Source organism: Pseudarthrobacter sp. Y6 (assembly GCF_050156205.1).
In the GTDB taxonomy this organism is placed as follows: domain Bacteria; phylum Actinomycetota; class Actinomycetes; order Actinomycetales; family Micrococcaceae; genus Arthrobacter.
Genome location: NZ_CP189574.1, coordinates 980,141 through 998,017, shown reverse-complemented (window position 1 = coordinate 998,017; position 17,877 = coordinate 980,141). Strand labels below are relative to the sequence as shown.

General features: G+C 66.1%; 17 protein-coding genes. 8 read left to right on the top strand and 9 right to left on the bottom strand.

The window, feature by feature from the left end:
* The first annotated feature begins 193 nt into the window (after positions 1-193).
* Positions 194-1,324 (top strand): phosphoserine transaminase, encoded by a 1,131-nt coding sequence (gene serC / locus ACQCSW_RS04850; protein WP_426989743.1) that lies wholly within the window; start codon positions 194-196, stop codon positions 1,322-1,324.
* A gap of 67 nt (positions 1,325-1,391) precedes the next feature.
* Here serC and ACQCSW_RS04845 read toward each other — a convergent pair whose 3' ends face one another.
* The 3 genes from ACQCSW_RS04845 to ACQCSW_RS04835 are packed head-to-tail and all read right to left on the bottom strand — an operon-like array spanning position 1,392 to position 3,695.
* On the bottom strand, positions 1,392-2,711 hold the full coding sequence (locus ACQCSW_RS04845) for an MFS transporter (RefSeq protein ID WP_426989742.1): 1,320 nt from the start codon (positions 2,709-2,711) through the stop codon (positions 1,392-1,394).
* A 45-nt stretch (positions 2,712-2,756) separates the two neighbouring features.
* Positions 2,757-3,302, bottom strand: a complete 546-nt coding sequence (locus ACQCSW_RS04840; protein ID WP_426989741.1) for a DUF3027 domain-containing protein — start codon at positions 3,300-3,302, stop codon at positions 2,757-2,759.
* A gap of 9 nt (positions 3,303-3,311) precedes the next feature.
* Positions 3,312-3,695, bottom strand: coding sequence for a cold-shock protein (locus ACQCSW_RS04835; protein WP_056347308.1), 384 nt, complete (start codon positions 3,693-3,695; stop codon positions 3,312-3,314).
* Positions 3,696-3,940: 245 nt separating this feature from the next.
* On the opposite strand from ACQCSW_RS04835, the gene ACQCSW_RS04830 reads away from it, so the two are divergent.
* The 6 genes from ACQCSW_RS04830 to ACQCSW_RS04805 all read left to right on the top strand — a co-directional run bounded on the left by ACQCSW_RS04830 (position 3,941) and on the right by ACQCSW_RS04805 (position 11,104).
* Positions 3,941-4,174: a hypothetical protein gene (locus tag ACQCSW_RS04830; RefSeq protein WP_426989740.1), complete on the top strand. Its 234-nt coding sequence runs from the start codon at positions 3,941-3,943 to the stop codon at positions 4,172-4,174.
* A 10-nt stretch (positions 4,175-4,184) separates the two neighbouring features.
* Positions 4,185-6,674, top strand: a complete 2,490-nt coding sequence (locus ACQCSW_RS04825; protein ID WP_426989739.1) for a helicase-associated domain-containing protein — start codon at positions 4,185-4,187, stop codon at positions 6,672-6,674.
* Positions 6,675-6,687: 13 nt separating this feature from the next.
* Complete coding sequence (locus ACQCSW_RS04820) at positions 6,688-8,331, top strand: DNA repair helicase XPB (protein ID WP_111908574.1); 1,644 nt, start codon at positions 6,688-6,690, stop codon at positions 8,329-8,331.
* Between the two features lie 115 nt (positions 8,332-8,446).
* The gene (locus ACQCSW_RS04815) at positions 8,447-9,157 is read left to right on the top strand and encodes a response regulator transcription factor (protein ID WP_111908573.1); all 711 of its coding nucleotides are present in this window, start codon (positions 8,447-8,449) and stop codon (positions 9,155-9,157) included.
* A gap of 2 nt (positions 9,158-9,159) precedes the next feature.
* A complete protein-coding gene (locus ACQCSW_RS04810; RefSeq protein ID WP_426989738.1) occupies positions 9,160-10,707 on the top strand; it encodes an ATP-binding protein in 1,548 nt (515 codons plus the stop codon).
* 109 nt (positions 10,708-10,816) lie between these two features.
* Positions 10,817-11,104, top strand: coding sequence for a WXG100 family type VII secretion target (locus ACQCSW_RS04805; protein ID WP_058932786.1), 288 nt, complete (start codon positions 10,817-10,819; stop codon positions 11,102-11,104).
* A gap of 20 nt (positions 11,105-11,124) precedes the next feature.
* Here the strand turns inward: ACQCSW_RS04805 and ACQCSW_RS04800 are convergent, their stop codons facing one another.
* From ACQCSW_RS04800 to ACQCSW_RS04775, 6 genes are all read right to left on the bottom strand, one after another.
* Positions 11,125-12,183 carry an RNase H family protein gene (locus ACQCSW_RS04800; RefSeq protein WP_426989737.1) on the bottom strand — a complete coding sequence of 353 codons (1,059 nt, stop codon included), beginning with the start codon at positions 12,181-12,183 and terminating at the stop codon, positions 11,125-11,127.
* 251 nt (positions 12,184-12,434) lie between these two features.
* The gene (groL, locus tag ACQCSW_RS04795; protein WP_426989736.1) at positions 12,435-14,063 is read right to left on the bottom strand and encodes a chaperonin GroEL; all 1,629 of its coding nucleotides are present in this window, start codon (positions 14,061-14,063) and stop codon (positions 12,435-12,437) included.
* A gap of 292 nt (positions 14,064-14,355) precedes the next feature.
* Complete coding sequence (locus ACQCSW_RS04790) at positions 14,356-15,621, bottom strand: ABC transporter substrate-binding protein (protein WP_426989735.1); 1,266 nt, start codon at positions 15,619-15,621, stop codon at positions 14,356-14,358.
* An 11-nt stretch (positions 15,622-15,632) separates the two neighbouring features.
* Entirely contained in the window at positions 15,633-15,839 is a 207-nt protein-coding gene (locus ACQCSW_RS04785; RefSeq protein ID WP_426989734.1) for a cold-shock protein, read from the bottom strand.
* A gap of 158 nt (positions 15,840-15,997) precedes the next feature.
* Positions 15,998-16,615, bottom strand: a complete 618-nt coding sequence (locus ACQCSW_RS04780; RefSeq protein WP_426989733.1) for a LytR C-terminal domain-containing protein — start codon at positions 16,613-16,615, stop codon at positions 15,998-16,000.
* Between the two features lie 51 nt (positions 16,616-16,666).
* Complete coding sequence (locus tag ACQCSW_RS04775; RefSeq protein ID WP_111908567.1) at positions 16,667-16,996, bottom strand: DUF3263 domain-containing protein; 330 nt, start codon at positions 16,994-16,996, stop codon at positions 16,667-16,669.
* Between the two features lie 105 nt (positions 16,997-17,101).
* Between ACQCSW_RS04775 and ACQCSW_RS04770 the strand changes: the two genes are divergently transcribed.
* A complete protein-coding gene (locus ACQCSW_RS04770; RefSeq protein WP_354249609.1) occupies positions 17,102-17,872 on the top strand; it encodes a uracil-DNA glycosylase in 771 nt (256 codons plus the stop codon).
* Positions 17,873-17,877: the final 5 nt, after the last annotated feature.

The window sequence follows — 17,877 nt, the reverse complement described above, 5'->3', positions numbered from 1 at the left end:
TAGCCTATTTTGAACTTGTCCGGATAATCCCCGGACGGGACAACCGGTCTCATTGGCCGGACTATGACGGCGCCGGTTCCCGCCCAATCGAGGGTTCAGGCAGAATAAAGGAGGTCCTTATGCAGTAACTGCCGACTACCGGCCACCCCACCGTCCGGACGTGAGCCACGTCCATGCCGAAATTGGAGCCCCCGTGAGCGAAACCAGCATCACTATTCCTGCCGACCTCCTGCCAAAGGATGGACGGTTCGGCGCGGGACCGTCCAAGGTCAGGCCGGAGCAGCTCGAAGCGCTCTCAGCGGCGTCCAAGACCATCCTGGGCACCTCCCACCGCCAGGCTCCGGTCAAAAACCTCGTGGGCTCCGTCCGCGAAGGACTCAGCCAGTTTTTCCGCGCCCCCGAAGGCTACGAAGTGGTCCTCGGCGTCGGCGGCTCCACCGCTTTCTGGGACGTCGCCAGCTTCGGCCTGGTGGAGAAGAAGGCCCAGCACCTGTCCTTCGGCGAGTTCGGCTCCAAGTTCGCCTCAGCCACCAACAAGGCCCCGTTCCTGGACGCCTCCTCCATCATCAAGTCCGAGCCCGGCACCCGCCCGGTATCGGCCGCCGAGGCCGGCGTTGATGTCTACGCCTGGCCGCAGAACGAAACCTCCACCGGTGTCGCGGCTCCGGTCAAGCGCGTGGCGGGCGCCGACGCCGGTTCCCTGGTCCTGGTGGACGCCACCTCCGCGGCCGGCGGTCTGGACGTGGACGTCTCCGAGGCTGATGTCTATTACTTCGCCCCGCAGAAGAACTTCGCGTCCGACGGCGGCCTGTGGCTGGGCCTCTTCTCCCCCGCCGCGCTGGAACGCGCCGCCCGGATCAAGGCCAGCGGCCGCTGGATCCCGGACTTCCTGGACCTCCAGACCGCCATCGACAACTCCAAGCTGAACCAGACGTACAACACGCCGTCGCTCTCCACTTTGGTGACCCTCGACGCGCAGGTGCAGTGGCTGAACGCCAACGGCGGCCTGGACTTCGCGTCCGCCCGCACCGCTGACTCCGCCGGCCGGATCTACTCTTGGGCCGAGGCCTCCGAGTACGCGACCCCGTTTGTGGCCAAAGCGGAGGACCGTTCCAACGTCATCGCCACCATCGATTTCGACGACTCGATCGACGCCGCCGCGATCGCCAAGGTGCTGCGCGCCAACGGGATCGTGGACACCGAGCCGTACCGCAAGCTGGGCCGCAACCAGCTCCGGATCGCCACGTTTGTGGCCATCGAGCCGGCTGACGTCTCCGCGCTGCTGGCAAGCATCGACCACGTGGTGGGCGAACTGCGCAAGTAGCGCTCCCGCAGCGCACGGCGGCCGCTACCGCGACTGCCGCTGTGGCACGGGCGGTAACGCGACGGCGTCAGCGCCCGACGGCGTCGTCCGGGTTTTCGTCCCGGGCGACGCCGTTTGCGTTGTCCCCCAGGTGGGAGACGACGCCGAAGTACCGCAGGCCGCGGGCGCGCCGGTTGAAGGTGAGCCGGAGCTGCTGGGCACGGATGATCCAGATCATTCCGATCACGGCGGCGATGACCCCGGACGTGGCCGCAACGGCAAGCGACCACCGGGGGCCGGCGACGTTGGCCACCCATCCCACGAGTGGGGCGCCGATGGGTGTGCCGCCCATAAAGATGGCCATGTACAGGGCCATGACCCTGCCCCGCATGACGGGGTCCGTGGTGGTCTGGACGTAACCGTTGGCACTCGTCATCATGGTGATCGCGAACAGGCCCACCGGCACCAGCGCGACGCCGAACCAGAAGTAGTCCGGGGCAAGCGCAGCCAGTCCCGAGGTCACCCCAAAGGCAGCTGCCGCGCCAAAGATCATCCGCAAGCGGGGCTTCCCGCGGCCGGCGGAGAGTAGCGCGCCCGCCACGGAACCGATGGCCATGATGGAATTCATGAGCCCGAAGGCGCTGGCGTCCAGCCCGAATTCCGTGCCCACCATGGCGGCGATGAACAGCACGAAGTTAAGGCCGAGCGTTCCCACGATGAACACGGCCACGAGGACCACCACAATATCCGGCCGGAACCGCACATAGCGCAGGCCCTCCCGGATCCGGCCCTTGCCGGGAGCCGCCCGGGGAAGCTGGCGCAGTGACGCGGACGGGATCTTCCACAGGCTCAGGAGCATGGCCAGGAAGGTGCAGGTGTTGATCAGGAACACCCAGCCGGGACCTACGGCCACGGTGAGGACGCCGGCCACGGCGGGCCCGATCATCCGGGCGACATTGAAGGAGGCGCTGTTCAGGGCCACGGCATTGGGCAGGTAGTCGTCCCGCACGAGTTCAGAAACAAAGGTCTGCCGCACCGGGGCATCGAGGGCGGAGACCATGCCCAGCAGCAGGGCGAAGCCGTAGACGTGCCACAGCTGGCCGGCGCCCAGAACCACCAGGATGCCCAGGCCGGTGCTCAGGAGTGCCATCAGCGACTGCGTGATGACCAGCAGCTGCCGGCGGCTGAAGCGGTCCGCCATGAGGCCGGCAACGGGCGCCAGGAATAGCTGTGGCCCCAGCTGCAGTGCCATGGTGATGCCCATGGCTCCGGCGTCGTGATGGGTGAGGTGGTCAAACACCAGCCAGTCCTGAGCCGTGCGCTGCATCCAGGTTCCGATGTTGGAAACCAGCGCGCCGATGAACCAGATCCGGTAATTGAGGATGTGCAGGGATTTGAAGGTGGACATCAGTGCCGGCCTTCTTGATTCTCAACCCTGCCCACTGTCAACTGCTTAGTCAGCCTCGCCGGCAGTGTCGTCGTCTTCGGATCCTTCGTCCTGGTCTTCGGATCCGGGAGTGTCAGCCTCGGCCTGCGAAGCGTCCGGCCCTGAAGCGAAAGCCTCCGCAGCGGGTGACTCCTCTTCCTCTGCCGCCCTGGCGTCCTCGGGGCGGACGCGCTCGGCCCACGGCACCCACTCCGGGGAGAGGATGGAGTCCTCCGACGGCAGGAGGCCAAGCTCGCTGACCGTGACCACCTTGGAGCGGGAGTTCCTGGTCAGGACCGCGTACCACTGCCAGCCGTGGTAACCGGCCATTTTTGATTCGAAGACGTGTGTGACCAGACGGTCGCCCTCACTTTTGGCAGCCAGGTGCGCACCGATGTCCGACGCCGCCGTAATGCCTTCGATGGCCGTTCGCGCCTCGCCAACGGCAGCAGCGAGGAAGACATCCGGCTTACCGGTACGCCACACGGGCACACCGGTACGGCGCTTGGCCTCGGCTTTGGCGCCCACGTTCTCCGCTGCCGTGGTGTCCGGCTGTTCAGCTTCCGCATTCATGGCCAAGACCTAGACGTCCAGCTCGTCGGCAACCTTACGCAGGGCAGCCGCGATGGCCTTGCCCTTGTTGCCTTCCGGGTACTTGCCCGCGGACAGGGTTCCGGAGAGGTTGTCCAGCACGCTGACCAGATCCTGGACGAGCGGCGCGAGGTCCCGGGCACTGGGCCGCTTGGCCTTGGCGATGGACGGCGTCTTGTCCAGGACGCGCAGGCCCAGGGCCTGTGCACCCTTGCGGCCGTCGGCAACGCCGAACTCAACCCGCGTGCCGGCCTTCAGCTCCGTGATGCCTTCGGGCAGCGATGATTTGGGCAGGAAGACTTCCTGGCCGTCCTCGCCTGCGAGGAATCCAAAACCCTTTTCCTTGTCATACCACTTGACCTTGCCGGTAGGCACGTAATCAACCTTCTTCGTTCTGACGTCTTCTGACACGGCCGGCAGTCACCGCATCCGCACTGATGTGCGGGTTCAGGGTATGACAGCGACGGACCGTGTTGGTCTGTTCCCCAAGGTTATCCTGCCGGGGCCCGGAATCATGCTTTCACGTACCCTTCGTCCTGCCGCCTGCCGTGGCTGTGCGCCCGCCGCTCACGGCCGCCTGTGGCGCCACCACCGGCCGCCCGGCTGTTAGCGTTACCTGCATGACACCCTCGCGATACCGGCGCCCACTGATGATCTGCGCAGCGGTTGTTGCCGTGCTTTCCCTCGTGGCGGTGGGAGCGGTCATGGCACTGGCCTTCGCAGGCTCCGCCGCTCCGGCCTGGGTCACCGCCACTGCCCTGTACGGGTTGCCTGTTGCGTTCCTGCTGATGATCTTCCTGGTCCTGGACAGCGTGGCCGGCCGGCGCCGGGCAGGAAAGTCCAGCGGGCGGTAACGTTGGACTGATGTCCCTTATCCGCGCGCTCAGCAAAGAACTGGAAGCACGCAGCGATGACTCGTTGCGGGCGCTCTTTGCAGCGCGGCCGGACCTTATGTCCCCCGCAGTTCCTGACTTTTCCGCCCTGGCCGCCCGGGCAAGCGCGCGGGTCAGCGTCCAGCGCGCTCTCGAGCGGCTTAACAGGCCACAGATGCAGGTGCTGGAAACCCTGCATCTGTGCACCAACACGGACACCGAACACAGCGCATCGGCAGCGGGCGTCCGGAAACTCATTGCAGGGTCCACGGTGGCGGCGCTGGAACGCATCCTGGCCTCGCTCCAGGAACTGGCTTTGGTGCACCGGGCAGAGCCGCCGCATGGAACGGCGGTTTCGGGCCACCGGCAGCGCTACTACCTGCCTGTGGGAAGCCTCAAGGACGTGGTGGGAATCTATCCTGCGGGGCTGGGGCGCAGCTACACCGAATTGGTTAGGCTTCAGCCCGCGTTTGCCCAGCGGGTAGTCCAGCTCGTTGCCGAGCTGCACCGCAGCGGCGTCTCCATCCAGAACGCCACCACACCCATGGAGGCAGCCCTTGCGCTGCAGCATTGGACGTCCTCGCCCGAGGCACTCAGCGAGGCTTTGGCCGGAGCCCCGGAACGCACGACGGCGCTGCTCGCCAAATTCCGCAACTGGGCCATGGGTGCCGTCCCCCAGGCGCAACGGAAAGCGTCGGTCTCGAACCAGGGCGCCGACGTCGGGCCCGTTGACTGGCTCTTGGCCCGCGGCCTGCTGGTCCCCCTGGACGCCGCGCACGTGGAACTGCCGCACAGCGTGGGGCTGTCGCTGCGTGGCGGCGCCATCATCAATGACTTCTCCCTTTCCCCGCCGGTTCCGGAGCTGGGCAGCACCACCGCTGCGCTTCGCCGGAACGCGGCGCTGGGCGCCATCGCTGAAACCCTCCGGCTGGTGGGTGATCTCCTCCACGCCGTCCGCGAACAGCCGCTGTCCACGCTGCGCAGCGGCGGCGTGGGTGTCCGGGAAATGAAGCGGCTGGCCGAGACACTGCGCATCGACCAGCACCGGGCGGGCCTGCTGCTGGAGCTCAGCGCCCTCTCCGGCCTGTTGCGCCTTGATGTGGACTCGTCTTCCTGGGTGCAGCCCCCTCAGCTGGAGTGGCTGGCCCTCCCCCGCCAGGAGCAGTGGCTGTGGCTGGTCAACGCCTGGCTCGCCAGCGAGCGTGTGCCCTCACTGGTGGGTCAGCCCGCTAACGGCCCCGGCGGCGTCCCCGCCGCGCACCGTGCCCTGGCCGGGAACACCGTCAATGCCCTTTCAGCCGAGGCGCAGCGGCCGGACGCCCCGGTGGTCCGGAAGCGGATCCTGGAAATTCTGGACGAGCTCACCCAGGAGGCTGCCGCTGCGGACGGCACAGCACCGGTCCTGGATGCCGCGGCAGTCCTCCAGCGGGCTGAATGGACGCAGCCGCGGATGGCCCGCCGGTTCAGTTCCCTGATCAGGGGTGTGCTGGCGGAAGCGGAACTGCTGGGACTGATCGGGTCCGGTGCGTTGAGCCAACTGGGTAGCGCCATTGCCGAAGACAACCCGGACGAAGCCTTGGGCATCCTGGGCGAGCACCTGCCTGCGGCACTGAACCACGTCCTGCTGCAGGCGGACCTGACGGCAGTTGCCCCGGGCTACCTGGCTCCGGAGCTGGCCGAAAAGCTTCTGGTGATGGCCGACGCCGAGGGGCAGGGGCCCGCCACTATCTACCGGTTCTCCACCAATTCGGTCCGGCGGGCGCTGGACGCCGGGCATGACGCGTCCAGCCTGTTGGACTTCCTGCGTGAGCATTCGGCCACGGCCGTGCCCCAACCCTTGCAATACCTGGTCGAGGACACCGCGTCCCGGCACGGCCGGCTCCACGTGGGAACGGCCGCCAGCTTTATCCAAAGCGATGATGAGGCAACGGTGCTGGAGCTGGCGGCGGAGTCCAAGGCGGCCGGACTGGGGCTGGCCCGGATTGCGCCCACGGTGCTGATCTCCACTGCTCCGCCGCGTGAAACAGCGCAGGTCCTGCGCGGACTGGGCCTCTCGCCGTCGGTGGATCAGGCCGAGCCCGGAGTGGTCCGGCTCCGCCGCACCACAAGTGTTCCGGGCAGCGCCCGCCCCGTCTATACAGCGCCGCGGACCGCGCCCGCCGAGGACGACGTCGCTGCGCAGCTGGCCGTCCTGCGGAACAGGCGGGCTGAAGCCAACGGACACCACGCACGTGCCGTGCCTGGCTCCGGCGAAGCTGCAACGCAGCTTGGGCTGGAGACTCTGCAGCGGGCTATCCGGCTCAGGCAGCGTGTGAGCATGAACGTGGTGGACAGCCAGGGGAATTCCTGCCTTGAGACAGTTGTTCCCCTCTCCGTAAACGGCGGACGCGTCAGGGTCTTCGATCCTGCCAAGGAAACCGAGCGGGTGCTCTCCATCCACCGCATTATCGACATTGAGGCCGCAGAAGAACTGCGCCAGTGAAGGACTCCCCCGCGTGAACGACGGCCCGCTGATCGTCCAAAGTGACAAAACCATCCTGCTCGAAGTGGACCACGAACTGGCCACCGAGGCGCGCCACGCCATCGCCCCCTTCGCCGAACTGGAGCGCGCTCCGGAGCACATGCACAGCTACCGCCTGACGCCCCTGGGCCTGTGGAACGCACGCGCCGCCGGCCTGGACGCGGAAAAGGTCCTGGACACCCTGCTCAAATACTCGCGGTTCCCGGTGCCGCATTCGCTGCTGATCGACGTCGAAGAGACCATGTCCCGGTACGGGCGGCTGCGGCTGGAGAAGGATCCCCAGCACGGCCTGGTGATGCGCACGGACGACTACCCGGTGTTGGAGGAGGTCATCCGGGCCAAAAAAATCCAGCCCTTGCTGGGGCCCCGGATCGACGGCGAAACCATCGTGGTCCACTCCTCACAGCGCGGCCAGCTCAAGCAGCTGCTGCTGAAAATCGGCTGGCCGGCGGAGGATCTGGCCGGCTACGTGGACGGTAAACCCCACCTGATCGCCCTGAACGAGGACGGCTGGAAGCTCCGCCCGTACCAGCAGCTCGCCACCGAGAATTTCTGGGCCGGCGGCAGCGGCGTGGTGGTGCTGCCCTGCGGGGCGGGGAAGACCCTGGTGGGTGCCGCAGCCATGGCCACGAGCTCCACCACCACCCTCATCCTGGTGACCAACACGGTGGCCGCCCGGCAGTGGAAGGACGAGCTGCTCAAGCGGACATCCCTGACGGAGGATGAAATCGGCGAGTACTCGGGCGCGGTCAAGGAGGTCCGCCCGGTCACCATCGCCACGTACCAGGTCCTCACCACCAAACGCGGCGGCCTGTACGCGCACTTGGAGCTACTGGATGGCCACGACTGGGGCCTGATCATCTATGACGAAGTCCACCTCCTGCCGGCGCCGATATTCCGGATGACCGCGGACCTGCAGGCCCGGCGCCGGCTGGGCCTCACCGCCACCCTTGTGCGCGAAGACGGCCGCGAAGGCGAGGTCTTCAGCCTGATCGGGCCCAAACGGTACGACGCGCCCTGGAAGGACATCGAGGCGCAGGGCTACATCGCCCCCGCGGACTGCGTGGAGGTCCGGATTGACCTGCCCCGGGACGAACGCGTGGCCTACGCCATGGCCGAGGACGCGGACAAGTACCGGCTGTGCGCCACGTCCGAGTCCAAGACCCTGATCGTTGAACAGTTGGTGGCCCGCCACCAGGGCGAGCAGCTGCTGGTTATCGGTCAATACATTGATCAGCTGGACGAGATCGGCGAGCGCCTGCAGGCTCCCGTCATCAAGGGCGACACGTCGGTCAAGGAACGGCAGAAGCTCTTTGATGCATTCCGCGCCGGCGATGTGCACACCCTGGTGGTGTCCAAGGTGGCCAACTTCTCCATCGACCTGCCGGAGGCCTCGGTGGCCATCCAGGTCTCCGGTTCTTTCGGGTCGCGGCAGGAGGAAGCCCAGCGGCTGGGCCGTCTGCTGCGCCCCAAGAAGGACGGCCGGGCGGCCCGCTTCTACTCGCTGGTGGCCCGGGACACCCTGGACCAGGATTTCGCGGCCAAACGGCAGCGCTTCCTGGCAGAGCAGGGGTATGCCTACCGGATCATGGATGCGAAGGATGTAGGCGCCGCCTAAAGGTCACCCGATGTTCCTGTCCAGCGATCCGGATGGTCACCACCACGAGCGGGCTCCCATGGAACACCCACCATCCATCCAGAAAACTCACAGTTTCTGGGAGCATGATGGGAGCATGAAGAAGACCGGCCCAGAAGCCAAGCTGCTAGTTGTTGATGACGAGCCCAACATCCGTGAGCTGCTGTCCACCTCGCTCCGGTTCGCAGGCTTCGAGGTGGTCTCTGCCGCCAACGGCCGTGATGCGCTGGCCGCCGCAGAGCTCCACGCGCCCGATCTGGCGGTGCTGGACGTGATGCTGCCGGACATGGACGGCTTCACCGTCACCCGCAAGCTGCGGGCTTCCGGCAAGCACTTCCCGGTCCTGTTCCTCACGGCGAAGGACGACACCGAGGACAAGGTCACCGGCCTCACCGTGGGCGGGGATGACTACGTCACCAAGCCGTTCAGCCTGGACGAGGTGGTAGCCCGCATCCGCGCCGTCCTGCGCCGCACCCAGCCCATGCTCGACGACGACGCCGTTATCCGGGTGGACGACCTGGAGCTCGACGACGACGCCCACGAGGTGCGACGTGGCGGCACCGTAATCGAACTGTCCCCCACGGAATTCAAGCTCCTCCGGTACCTCATGCTGAACCCCAACCGGGTGCTGTCGAAATCCCAGATCCTCGACCACGTCTGGGAGTACAACTTCAACGGCGACGCCTCGATCGTGGAGTCCTACATCTCCTACCTCCGGCGCAAAGTGGACATTGATCCGGACGCACCCGCCCTGATCCAGACCAAACGCGGAGTCGGCTACGTGCTCCGGACGGCAGAGAAGCGCTGACCTTGCTGCAGCGGTGGAAATCGGCCTCGCTGAGGTCCCAGCTGGTGGCCATGATCATGGCACTGCTGATTGTTGCGCTGACCTCAACCGGCATCGGCACCCTCACCCTGCTGCACAGCTACCTCCAGGGGCAGGTGGATGACAAGCTGTACGCCGCCGTCGACCTCGCCAGCAAGCAGCGCTCGTTCACCCAGCTGCAGGCACCAAACCCGATGGTCCCTACTGACTATTCGCTGATCCTCTACACCCCTGGCGAGGACCCCCAGCTCTTCGGGGGCGATCCGGAGGACCATCCGGACATCACCGCCATCTCCGTCGAGGACGCCCAGGACAGGGGAACCCGCCCGTACCAGGTCAGGGGCACCGACGGCCAGAACTGGCGGGTGGTGGCGGTGACCGTGCTCAATGGCGGGCGTCCTGCCGTGGTTGTTATCGGCTTACCGCTGCAAAGCGTGGACGATGTCCTCAAGCACGCCACCCTGGTGGTCTCCGGCGTCGGCCTGCTCACCCTGCTGCTGGCCTCCCTGATCGCCAGCTGGACCGTGTCCCGGTCATTCCGGCCACTGGCCAAGGTGGAAAAGACCGCAGCTGCCATCGCCGCCGGCGACCTTTCCAGGCGTGTGGACGTCGAAAATCCCGGCACGGAAGTGGGGCGGCTCGGCAGCTCACTGAACGCCATGCTGGCGCATATCGAGACGGCCTTCGCCGCCCGGACCGCCTCCGAAGGCAGAATGCGCAGGTTCGCGGCCGACGCCTCCCACGAGCTGCGAACCCCGCTCGTGACCATCAGGGGTTTTTCCGAGCTCTACCGCCATGGCGCGCTGGCCACCGACGAGGACGTGGCCACGGCAATGGGGCGGATCGAAAGCGAAGCCAAACGCATGGGTTCGATGGTGGAGGACCTCCTGCTGCTGGCTCGCCTGGACGAACAGCGCCCGCTCCAGCAAAAGCCAGTTGACCTCCAGCTGCTCGCCCACGATGCGGTGGTGGACACGCAGGCAAGCGACCGCACGCGCCCCATCTCACTGGTCGGCCTTGGTGACGGTCCGGCCGCACCCGCGCCGGTGCTCGGTGACCAAGCAAAACTGCGCCAAGTGGTGGGGAACCTCGTGGGGAATGCCCTGCGCTACACCCCGGAAGGCAGCCCGATCGAACTCGCCGTTGGCATCCGGACCTCCGACGGCGGGCAGCGGTTCGCCGTGATCGAGGTCCGGGACCACGGCCCTGGCATCTCCGAAGAGGATGCGTCCAAGGTGTTTGAGCGTTTCTACCGCGCGGACACGTCCCGGACGCGTGAGACCGGCGGCAGCGGCCTGGGGCTCGCTATTGTGGCTGCCATCGTGGGATCGCACGGCGGGTCTGTCAGGGTGGAAAAGACCGACGGCGGAGGGGCCACGCTGGTGGTCAGCCTGCCTGTCCGGGACGACGCCACCGACGAAGTTCACTCCGGCGATGACCACTCAGGGGAAGCCCACTCGGGTGGATCGGCCGCGCAGGATGGAGATCCTCTGGACGGAGGCCACGGAGATGGCAGGGTTATCCACATATAGCCATGGAGCGTGGCGTTCGGGCAGTGCCCGTCCGTAGGCTCGCTGTAGTGGCCCGGAGCAGCCGGGCGGGCAGCAGCCGTTGCCCCACTACTTCGAGAGGCAGCAAGCCATGAGCATCATTTCCGTCGACACCGAACTCCTTCAGCTCAAGTCGGCCAACGTCAAAGCAACCGTGGACCGGATCAGCTCGGACGTCCAGACCATGAAGCGCGGCCTGGACGAGCTGCAGTCCACCTGGCGCGGCTCGGCTGCCAACAACTTCCAGGCCCTGGTGACCGAGTGGACACTCACCCAGGGCAAGGTTGAGGCGTCGCTTGCGTCGATCAACATGGCCCTTGCATCGGCGGCGTCCACCTACGCCCAGGCGGAACAGGGCAACACCCAGCGCTTCAGCTGAGTCCGCAGCCGAAGTGGCCCCTAAGCCTCCCGCGTCCCCTGGCGGAATCGGAGCCGCCATCTGTTGCCGTCCAGGACCCACAGTGAGCTATGGAGAGCCGGGCCCGAGCGCGAGTAGCTTCGGCACGTCAGCAGGATCGCGCTGGTGCCGATGCGGTCCGCACCCAGGATTTCCAGTTCCGTGTGCTGGCCCGGCTCCTCTTCCAGCGCCATCATCGTGGCGTCACGGGTCCATACCCTGCCCGACGTACCGATTTCCATAAAGTCAGGGTGGAGGAGGACACCGGTGCGGCCGATGTCGCCGCGGATGTCAGGGCCTGACAATTCGCGCTCGAGTGCCTCGACGATCGCCTCGGGGCTCATTCCAGCCCCGGCGGGCTCTGCCGGGATGAAGGATTCGCTCTCCAGTTCGCTGAAGAGGTCCGGCTCGTCGTAGCGGTCTTGGGTGAAGAGGTCCTGGCCGTACGGGCCCTGACCGCCGACGCCGGCACCGCCGGCTGCAGCGGCGGCCTGCGCTCTGGCTGTGGTGGTAGCGTCGGGGCTGGCCACTGCGGTGCCTGCCCCAGAGCTGACGGCAACCCGGCTGTCAGCTGCCTGGCCAACCGCTTCCGGGGCGCCTGCGAAGCCTGGGCCTGACCGCGCTGCCACACCCTGCTGGTAGGCGGTGGCGGCCGCACGCGCGCGGACATCGGCTGCCTCATTGAGATCGTGGCCGGCGTGGCCCTTGACCCACTCGAAGGTGTACTTTCGGCCGGCGATTTCCCGGTCAAGTTCCTTGAGCAGCTCCACGTTCAGGACGGGTTTGCCGTCGGCCTTCCGCCAGCCCTTCCGTTTCCAGCCCGGCATCCACTTTGTGATGGAGTTGATCACGTACTGGCTGTCGCACAGGACCCTCAGGTCCTCCTCCGGGACGTGCGCGGTGGCACGGAACAGATCCAGCACAGCCATCAGCTCGCCCTGGTTGTTGGTGCCGTGCGGCCATCCCCCGGCGCGCCAGCAGTCGTCGTTCACATACCAGGCCCAACCGGCCGGGCCGGGATTTCCTAAAGCCGAACCGTCGGCCGCTGCAGTAATTGTCACGGAACCATCCTGCCAGACACCGCCGACAACTGGTTCAGCCAGCTTGCGGGAAACCGCTTACCGAAAAGTCTTGATGCCGAAGTCGAAGCGCGGCCGAAGGAATGTTGGCCACGGCCCGCAAGTAACGCGGCCCGGCGTCGGCACACGAGGCGCCGGCCACGGGTCAACCAGCCAGGCAAAACAATGCGGCCCCCTCCACTGGAGGGGGCCGCATTGTGGTTTGCGCGGAACGTAGTCCGGGCGCCGGGGGGCTAGAAGCCGCCCATGCCGCCCATGTCGTCGCCGCCACCCATGGCCGGAGCGTGCTTCTCCGGCTTGTCGGCCACAACGGCCTCGGTGGTGAGGAACAGACCGGCAATGGAAGCCGCGTTCTGCAGGGCAGAACGGGTTACCTTGACGGGGTCGTTGATGCCGGCAGCCAGCAGGTCGACGTATTCGCCGGTTGCTGCGTTCAGGCCGTGGCCTGCAGGCAGGCCGCGGACCTTGTCGACAACAACGCCAGGCTCGAGGCCGGCGTTGAAGGCGATCTGCTTCAGCGGGGCGTCGATGGCAACGCGGACGATGTTCGCACCGGTTGCTTCGTCACCTGTCAGGTTCAGGTTCGCGAACGCCTTGGCGCCGGCCTGGATCAGCGCAACGCCGCCGCCGGCGACGATGCCTTCTTCAACAGCAGCCTTCGCGTTGCGGACAGCGTCCTCAATGCGGTGCTTGCGTTCCTTGAGCTCAACCTCGGTTGCGGCACCGGCCTTGATGACTGCAACGCCGCCGGCCAGCTTGGCCAGGCGTTCCTGCAGCTTCTCGCGATCGTAGTCCGAATCGGAGTTTTCGATCTCGGCACGGATCTGAGAAACGCGGCCAGCGATCTGGTCGGCGTCGCCGGCACCTTCAACGATGGTGGTCTCGTCCTTGGTGACAACAACCTTGCGGGCGCGTCCCAGGAGTTCCAGTCCGGCGGTCTCCAGCTTGAGTCCGACTTCCTCGGCGATGACCTGGCCACCGGTGAGTACAGCAATGTCGGCCAGCTGGGCCTTGCGGCGGTCGCCGAAGCCCGGAGCCTTGACGGCAACGGACTTGAAGGTGCCACGGATCTTGTTGACGATCAGGGTGGCCAGGGCCTCGCCCTCAATGTCCTCGGCAATGATCAGCAGCGGCTTGTTGGACTGCATGACCTTTTCCAGGACAGCAACCAGTTCCTTGACGTTGGAGATCTTGGAGTTGACGATCAGGATGTACGGGTCCTCAAGGACCGTTTCCTGGCGCTCAGTATCGGTAACGAAGTAAGCGGAGATGTAACCCTTGTCGAAGCGCATGCCTTCGGTGAGCTCGAGCTCCAGGCCGAAGGTGTTGGACTCCTCGACGGTGATGACGCCTTCTTTGCCCACCTTGTCCAGGGCTTCAGCGATCAGGGCGCCGATTTCGTCGTCACCGGCGGAGATGGAGGCAGTAGCCGCAATCTCTTCCTTGGTTTCGATTTCCTTGGCAGAGGCCAGCAGTTCAATCGTGACGGCCGCTACAGCCTTCTCGATACCGCGCTTGAGGGACAGCGGGTCAGCGCCGGCCGCGACGTTGCGCAGGCCTTCCTTGACCAGGGCCTGCGCCAGCACGGTAGCCGTGGTGGTGCCGTCGCCAGCGACGTCGTCCGTCTTCTTGGCAACTTCCTTGACCAGCTCGGCGCCGATCTTTTCGTAAGGGTCGTCCAGCTCGATCTCCTTGGCGATGGAAACACCATCGTTGGTGATCGTGGGGGCGCCCCACTTCTTTTCGAGGACGACGTTGCGTCCACGCGGGCCGAGGGTGACCTTGACGGCGTCGGCGAGGATGTTCAGGCCCCGCTCAAGACCGCGGCGTGCCTCTTCATCAAATGCAATGATCTTGGCCATAACGGCAGTAGTCCTTTCGGGACAGTCGTTAAGAATGAACCTCACTGCAGTGCCCGCGACGGACGATCCTTCACCGGCGGCCTCTGTATGCCGCGGCTGGGGGATCTCACTCCAGCTAGGTATTTCTCTCGCTCCACGACCGCCGCCAAGCTCCGCTGCCGGACAAACCGGACGTTGCTTTAGCAGTCGGTACGTAGGAGTGCTAACTCAATAATTAGCACTCCCTAGGTGAGAGTGCAAGCGAAAGGTCCCGCAGATCGCCCTGTCAGGGCGACCCGTTCGCCACTGGCGATCAGCCTGCGGCCCGGCCTGCCGCCTCACGGCCGCTGAGCACTGCCCTGTTGTCTGCGCCGTAGGTGAACACCATGTAATTGGCCGTGGTGATGTCACCGTTGGAATCGAAGGCAACTGGCCCTGATTCGCCGTCGTAATTAATGTCCGCCCCGGTCTTCAGGACCGCGAGGCAGTCGGTGTAGGACAGGCACGGCTTGGTGGCAGGGCCGGAGCCCTGAGCGGCGGGCTGACCGCCGGCTGCTCCGCCGGACACGGCGATCAGGTTGGCGGCGATGGAGCGGCCGGCATCGTCGTCGGCCTGATCTGCTGCCAGGACCGCGAGGTTCACGGCGTCGTAGGTCTCTGCGGCGAACGAAAGGTCTTTCAACGCAGGGTTGACCGACACAAGACGGGCCTGGAAGTCCGCAGACGGCAGCAGGCCCGGCACCACTGCACGGGCGCCGTCGAGGGCCTTGGACCCCAGCCCCGAACCGTACTGGGCGAAGGCACCGTCGCTCAGGATGATGCTCTTGCCCGAAAGCCCCGCGTTATTGAGCTCGGCAATGGCGCCCTGGGCATCGTCCCTGGCGATGAGCACTACGGCGTCAGGCTTGGCGGCCTTGGCAGCGGCTGCCGCGTTCCCGGCGTCGCCGGGCTTGAATGCGGTGGTGGAGACAGTCTCCAGGCCGGCGTTCTTGGCGGCGCCGGTCACCGCGGCCGAAACGTCCTTGCCATAGGCACTGTCCTGGTGGACCACGGCAAGGCTCTTGGCGCCGCCGTCCTTGGCCAGTTTCACCAGCACCGAGGCCTGGGCAACGTCCGCCGCCGCCGTCCTGAAGTAATAGCCGCCGCTCTTGTAGCGGGACAGGCCGGCAGCAGAGTTTGCCGGCGAGACGAGCGGGACCCGCGCGGCCGAGAGGACGTCGATGGCGGCGGCGGCGTGACTCGAATCCGTGGGGCCGATCACCGCATCAACCTTGGCTGAGGCCAGATTCCTTGCCTGGGAGTCGGCGCCATCACCGGCGCCTACCACCAGGTCAACAGGCCTGCCCTTGTGACCGCCGGCCACATTGATTTCCTTGATGGCAAGCTGGGCCGCGGCTAGCTGAGAGTCGTTGAGGAAGGCCTGCTCCCCTGTGCTGTCCTGGATCAGCCCGATCCGCAGCGTGCCGTCTCCGGATGCTTCAGCGGATTCAACTCGGGCGTTGCCGCCTGCTCCGGCGCAGCCGGCCAGGGCAAACAGGAGTGCCGCCCCTGTAGTTGTGCGGACGATTGTTGAACGCAAGCTGCGAGAGATCACTGCGCGGGCCGGACGCTTTCTGCCTGCGGGCCTTTCTCGCCTTCGCCGACTTCAAGCTCGACGCGCTGTCCCTCATCCAGGGCGCGGTAACCTTCGCCCTCAATGGCCGACCAGTGCACAAAGACGTCGTCCCCGTAGCCGTCCACCGTAATAAAGCCGTAGCCCTTTTCGGCGTTGAACCACTTAACCGTTCCCAATGCCATGATGTCCACTCTTTTCCGTCGTGCCGTCGGTCCCCGTCGGAAGTGTGCCGCTTGTTACGGACCGAAGCCTGAAATCACTCTAGCGACAAGCCATCCGACGGGCCGAGCCACACGGCCGCTCCGGTGCCCAAAAGTTATTCAGGCGTGACCGCGAGGCGTTACTGGTAGCCCGGCCCCAGGACAACAACCAACGGCACCTGGAATTCCTGGCTCTCCACCAGGGTAGGAATGTTCAGGAGTTCCGAGACTGCTTCGGCGTTGGCCTTCTGCGCCGGGCCCGAATAGAAGATTGCGGATGTCTGCTGCGGTGCGCCGCCCCAGTTCCCCACCTGGCCCAGCGTCCAGCCATCGGCTTGGACCTTCGAGCTGATGCGTCCGGCGAGTCCGGCCGTGCCGGACGCGTTGTAGATGGCAACGCCTTGGGTCTTGTCCAGTTCAGCCGTGGAGGGAACATTACTGGGCGAAGCGCTGGGCTCGGCGTCCCGGCTCTCAGAGGGCTCCGGGGTCGCGGAAGATTCAGCGGTGACCGACGGTGCCGCGCTTGCCTCAGGTGCCGCGGTTGATTCCAGGCTGGTGGAGGCTTCACTGCCGGCCTGCGTGAACCCCAACTTGGGAAGGATCAGGAAGGACACCACTCCGATGGCCAATGCCAGAATCCCCACCGCAAGGATGGGCCACAGCTTGCGGCGGACAGGCGCTGAGGCCGCACGGTGGACGCCTTGCCGAGAGGCGGACTCCGGAACCTTATCGAATTCATCCCGAGCGTATTTGGTCATGGTGGGGAGACGTCCTTGTTGATTGCTGCTGATGGCTCAGCACGAGCGTGGTCAGGCGTCGGAACCCAGGCGTCGTGCAGTGCGTGCCCGGTGACGCGACGTACGTAGTCTACGCAATCTCTTGACCAGCATGGGGTCATGGGCCAGTGCAGCCTCGGTGTCAATGAGGGCGTTGAGTAGCTGGTAGTAGTGGGTCGCCGACAGATCGAACAGCTCCCTGATGGCCTGTTCCTTGGCCCCCGCGTACTTCCACCACTGCCGCTCCAGTGCCAGCATCTGCTGGTCGCGCCCGCTCAATGGGGAGTCACGGAGCGTAAAATCCGCCAGCAAAGAGCCGCGCTCCTCCGGCTCCGGCACGTGTTCCCGAGCAGGTTCCGCCACGGCACACCCCTTCGCTGGTTCGGTAGAAAGTCTCCTGCCCATGCTACGGCGCGAATAACACTGATGTCATTTCCACCCCTCGGAGTTGCCTGCGAGAATGGGAGCGTGTTTGATTCTGACGCACTGTTCGAGCTGGCGGCGGACGCCGCGGAGGCCGTTGGCTTCGCGGAGATGGCCGCGCTGCCGCTCAGTGAGCTGATGGCTGCTGACTGGGCGGAGGCGCTGCGCCCCGTTGAAGGTGAGCTCCGCGGCGTTCTCACCTCCCTGGCCGCGGAAGTCGCCGCGGGGCACCAGGTGCTGCCGTCGCCGTCGAACGTTCTGCGCGCCTTCCGGCAGCCGCTGGCCGGGGTGAAGGTCCTGGTGGTTGGCCAGGACCCCTACCCGACGCCGGGCCACGCCGTGGGCCTGTCCTTCGCCGTTGACGCACGGACCCGCCCCATCCCGCGGAGCCTGGCGAATATCTACCGCGAACTGGAGGCCGATCTCGGCATTCCCGCCCGCGTCCATGGCGACCTGTCCGCTTGGTCCAGCCAAGGCGTCCTGCTGCTGAACCGGGTCATGAGCGTCCGCGCCGGCGCTGCCGGCTCCCACCGGGGCAAAGGCTGGGAGGCCATCACGACGGCGGCAGTCACCGCGGTTGCCAACCGGCGCATTCCCGACGGCGGCAGCGCGCCGCTGGTGGCGGTGCTGTGGGGACGGGACGCAGAAAGTGTCCGCCCACTCCTGTCCGGAGCGGCGGTAGTTTCCAGTGCGCACCCGAGCCCGCTGTCGGCGTCGCGCGGGTTCTTCGGCTCCCGGCCCTTCAGCACCATCAACGCGCTGCTGCGGGACCAGGGCTGTCCGGGCGTAACCTGGGAACTCCCCCCGGTCCCGTAGCTTAG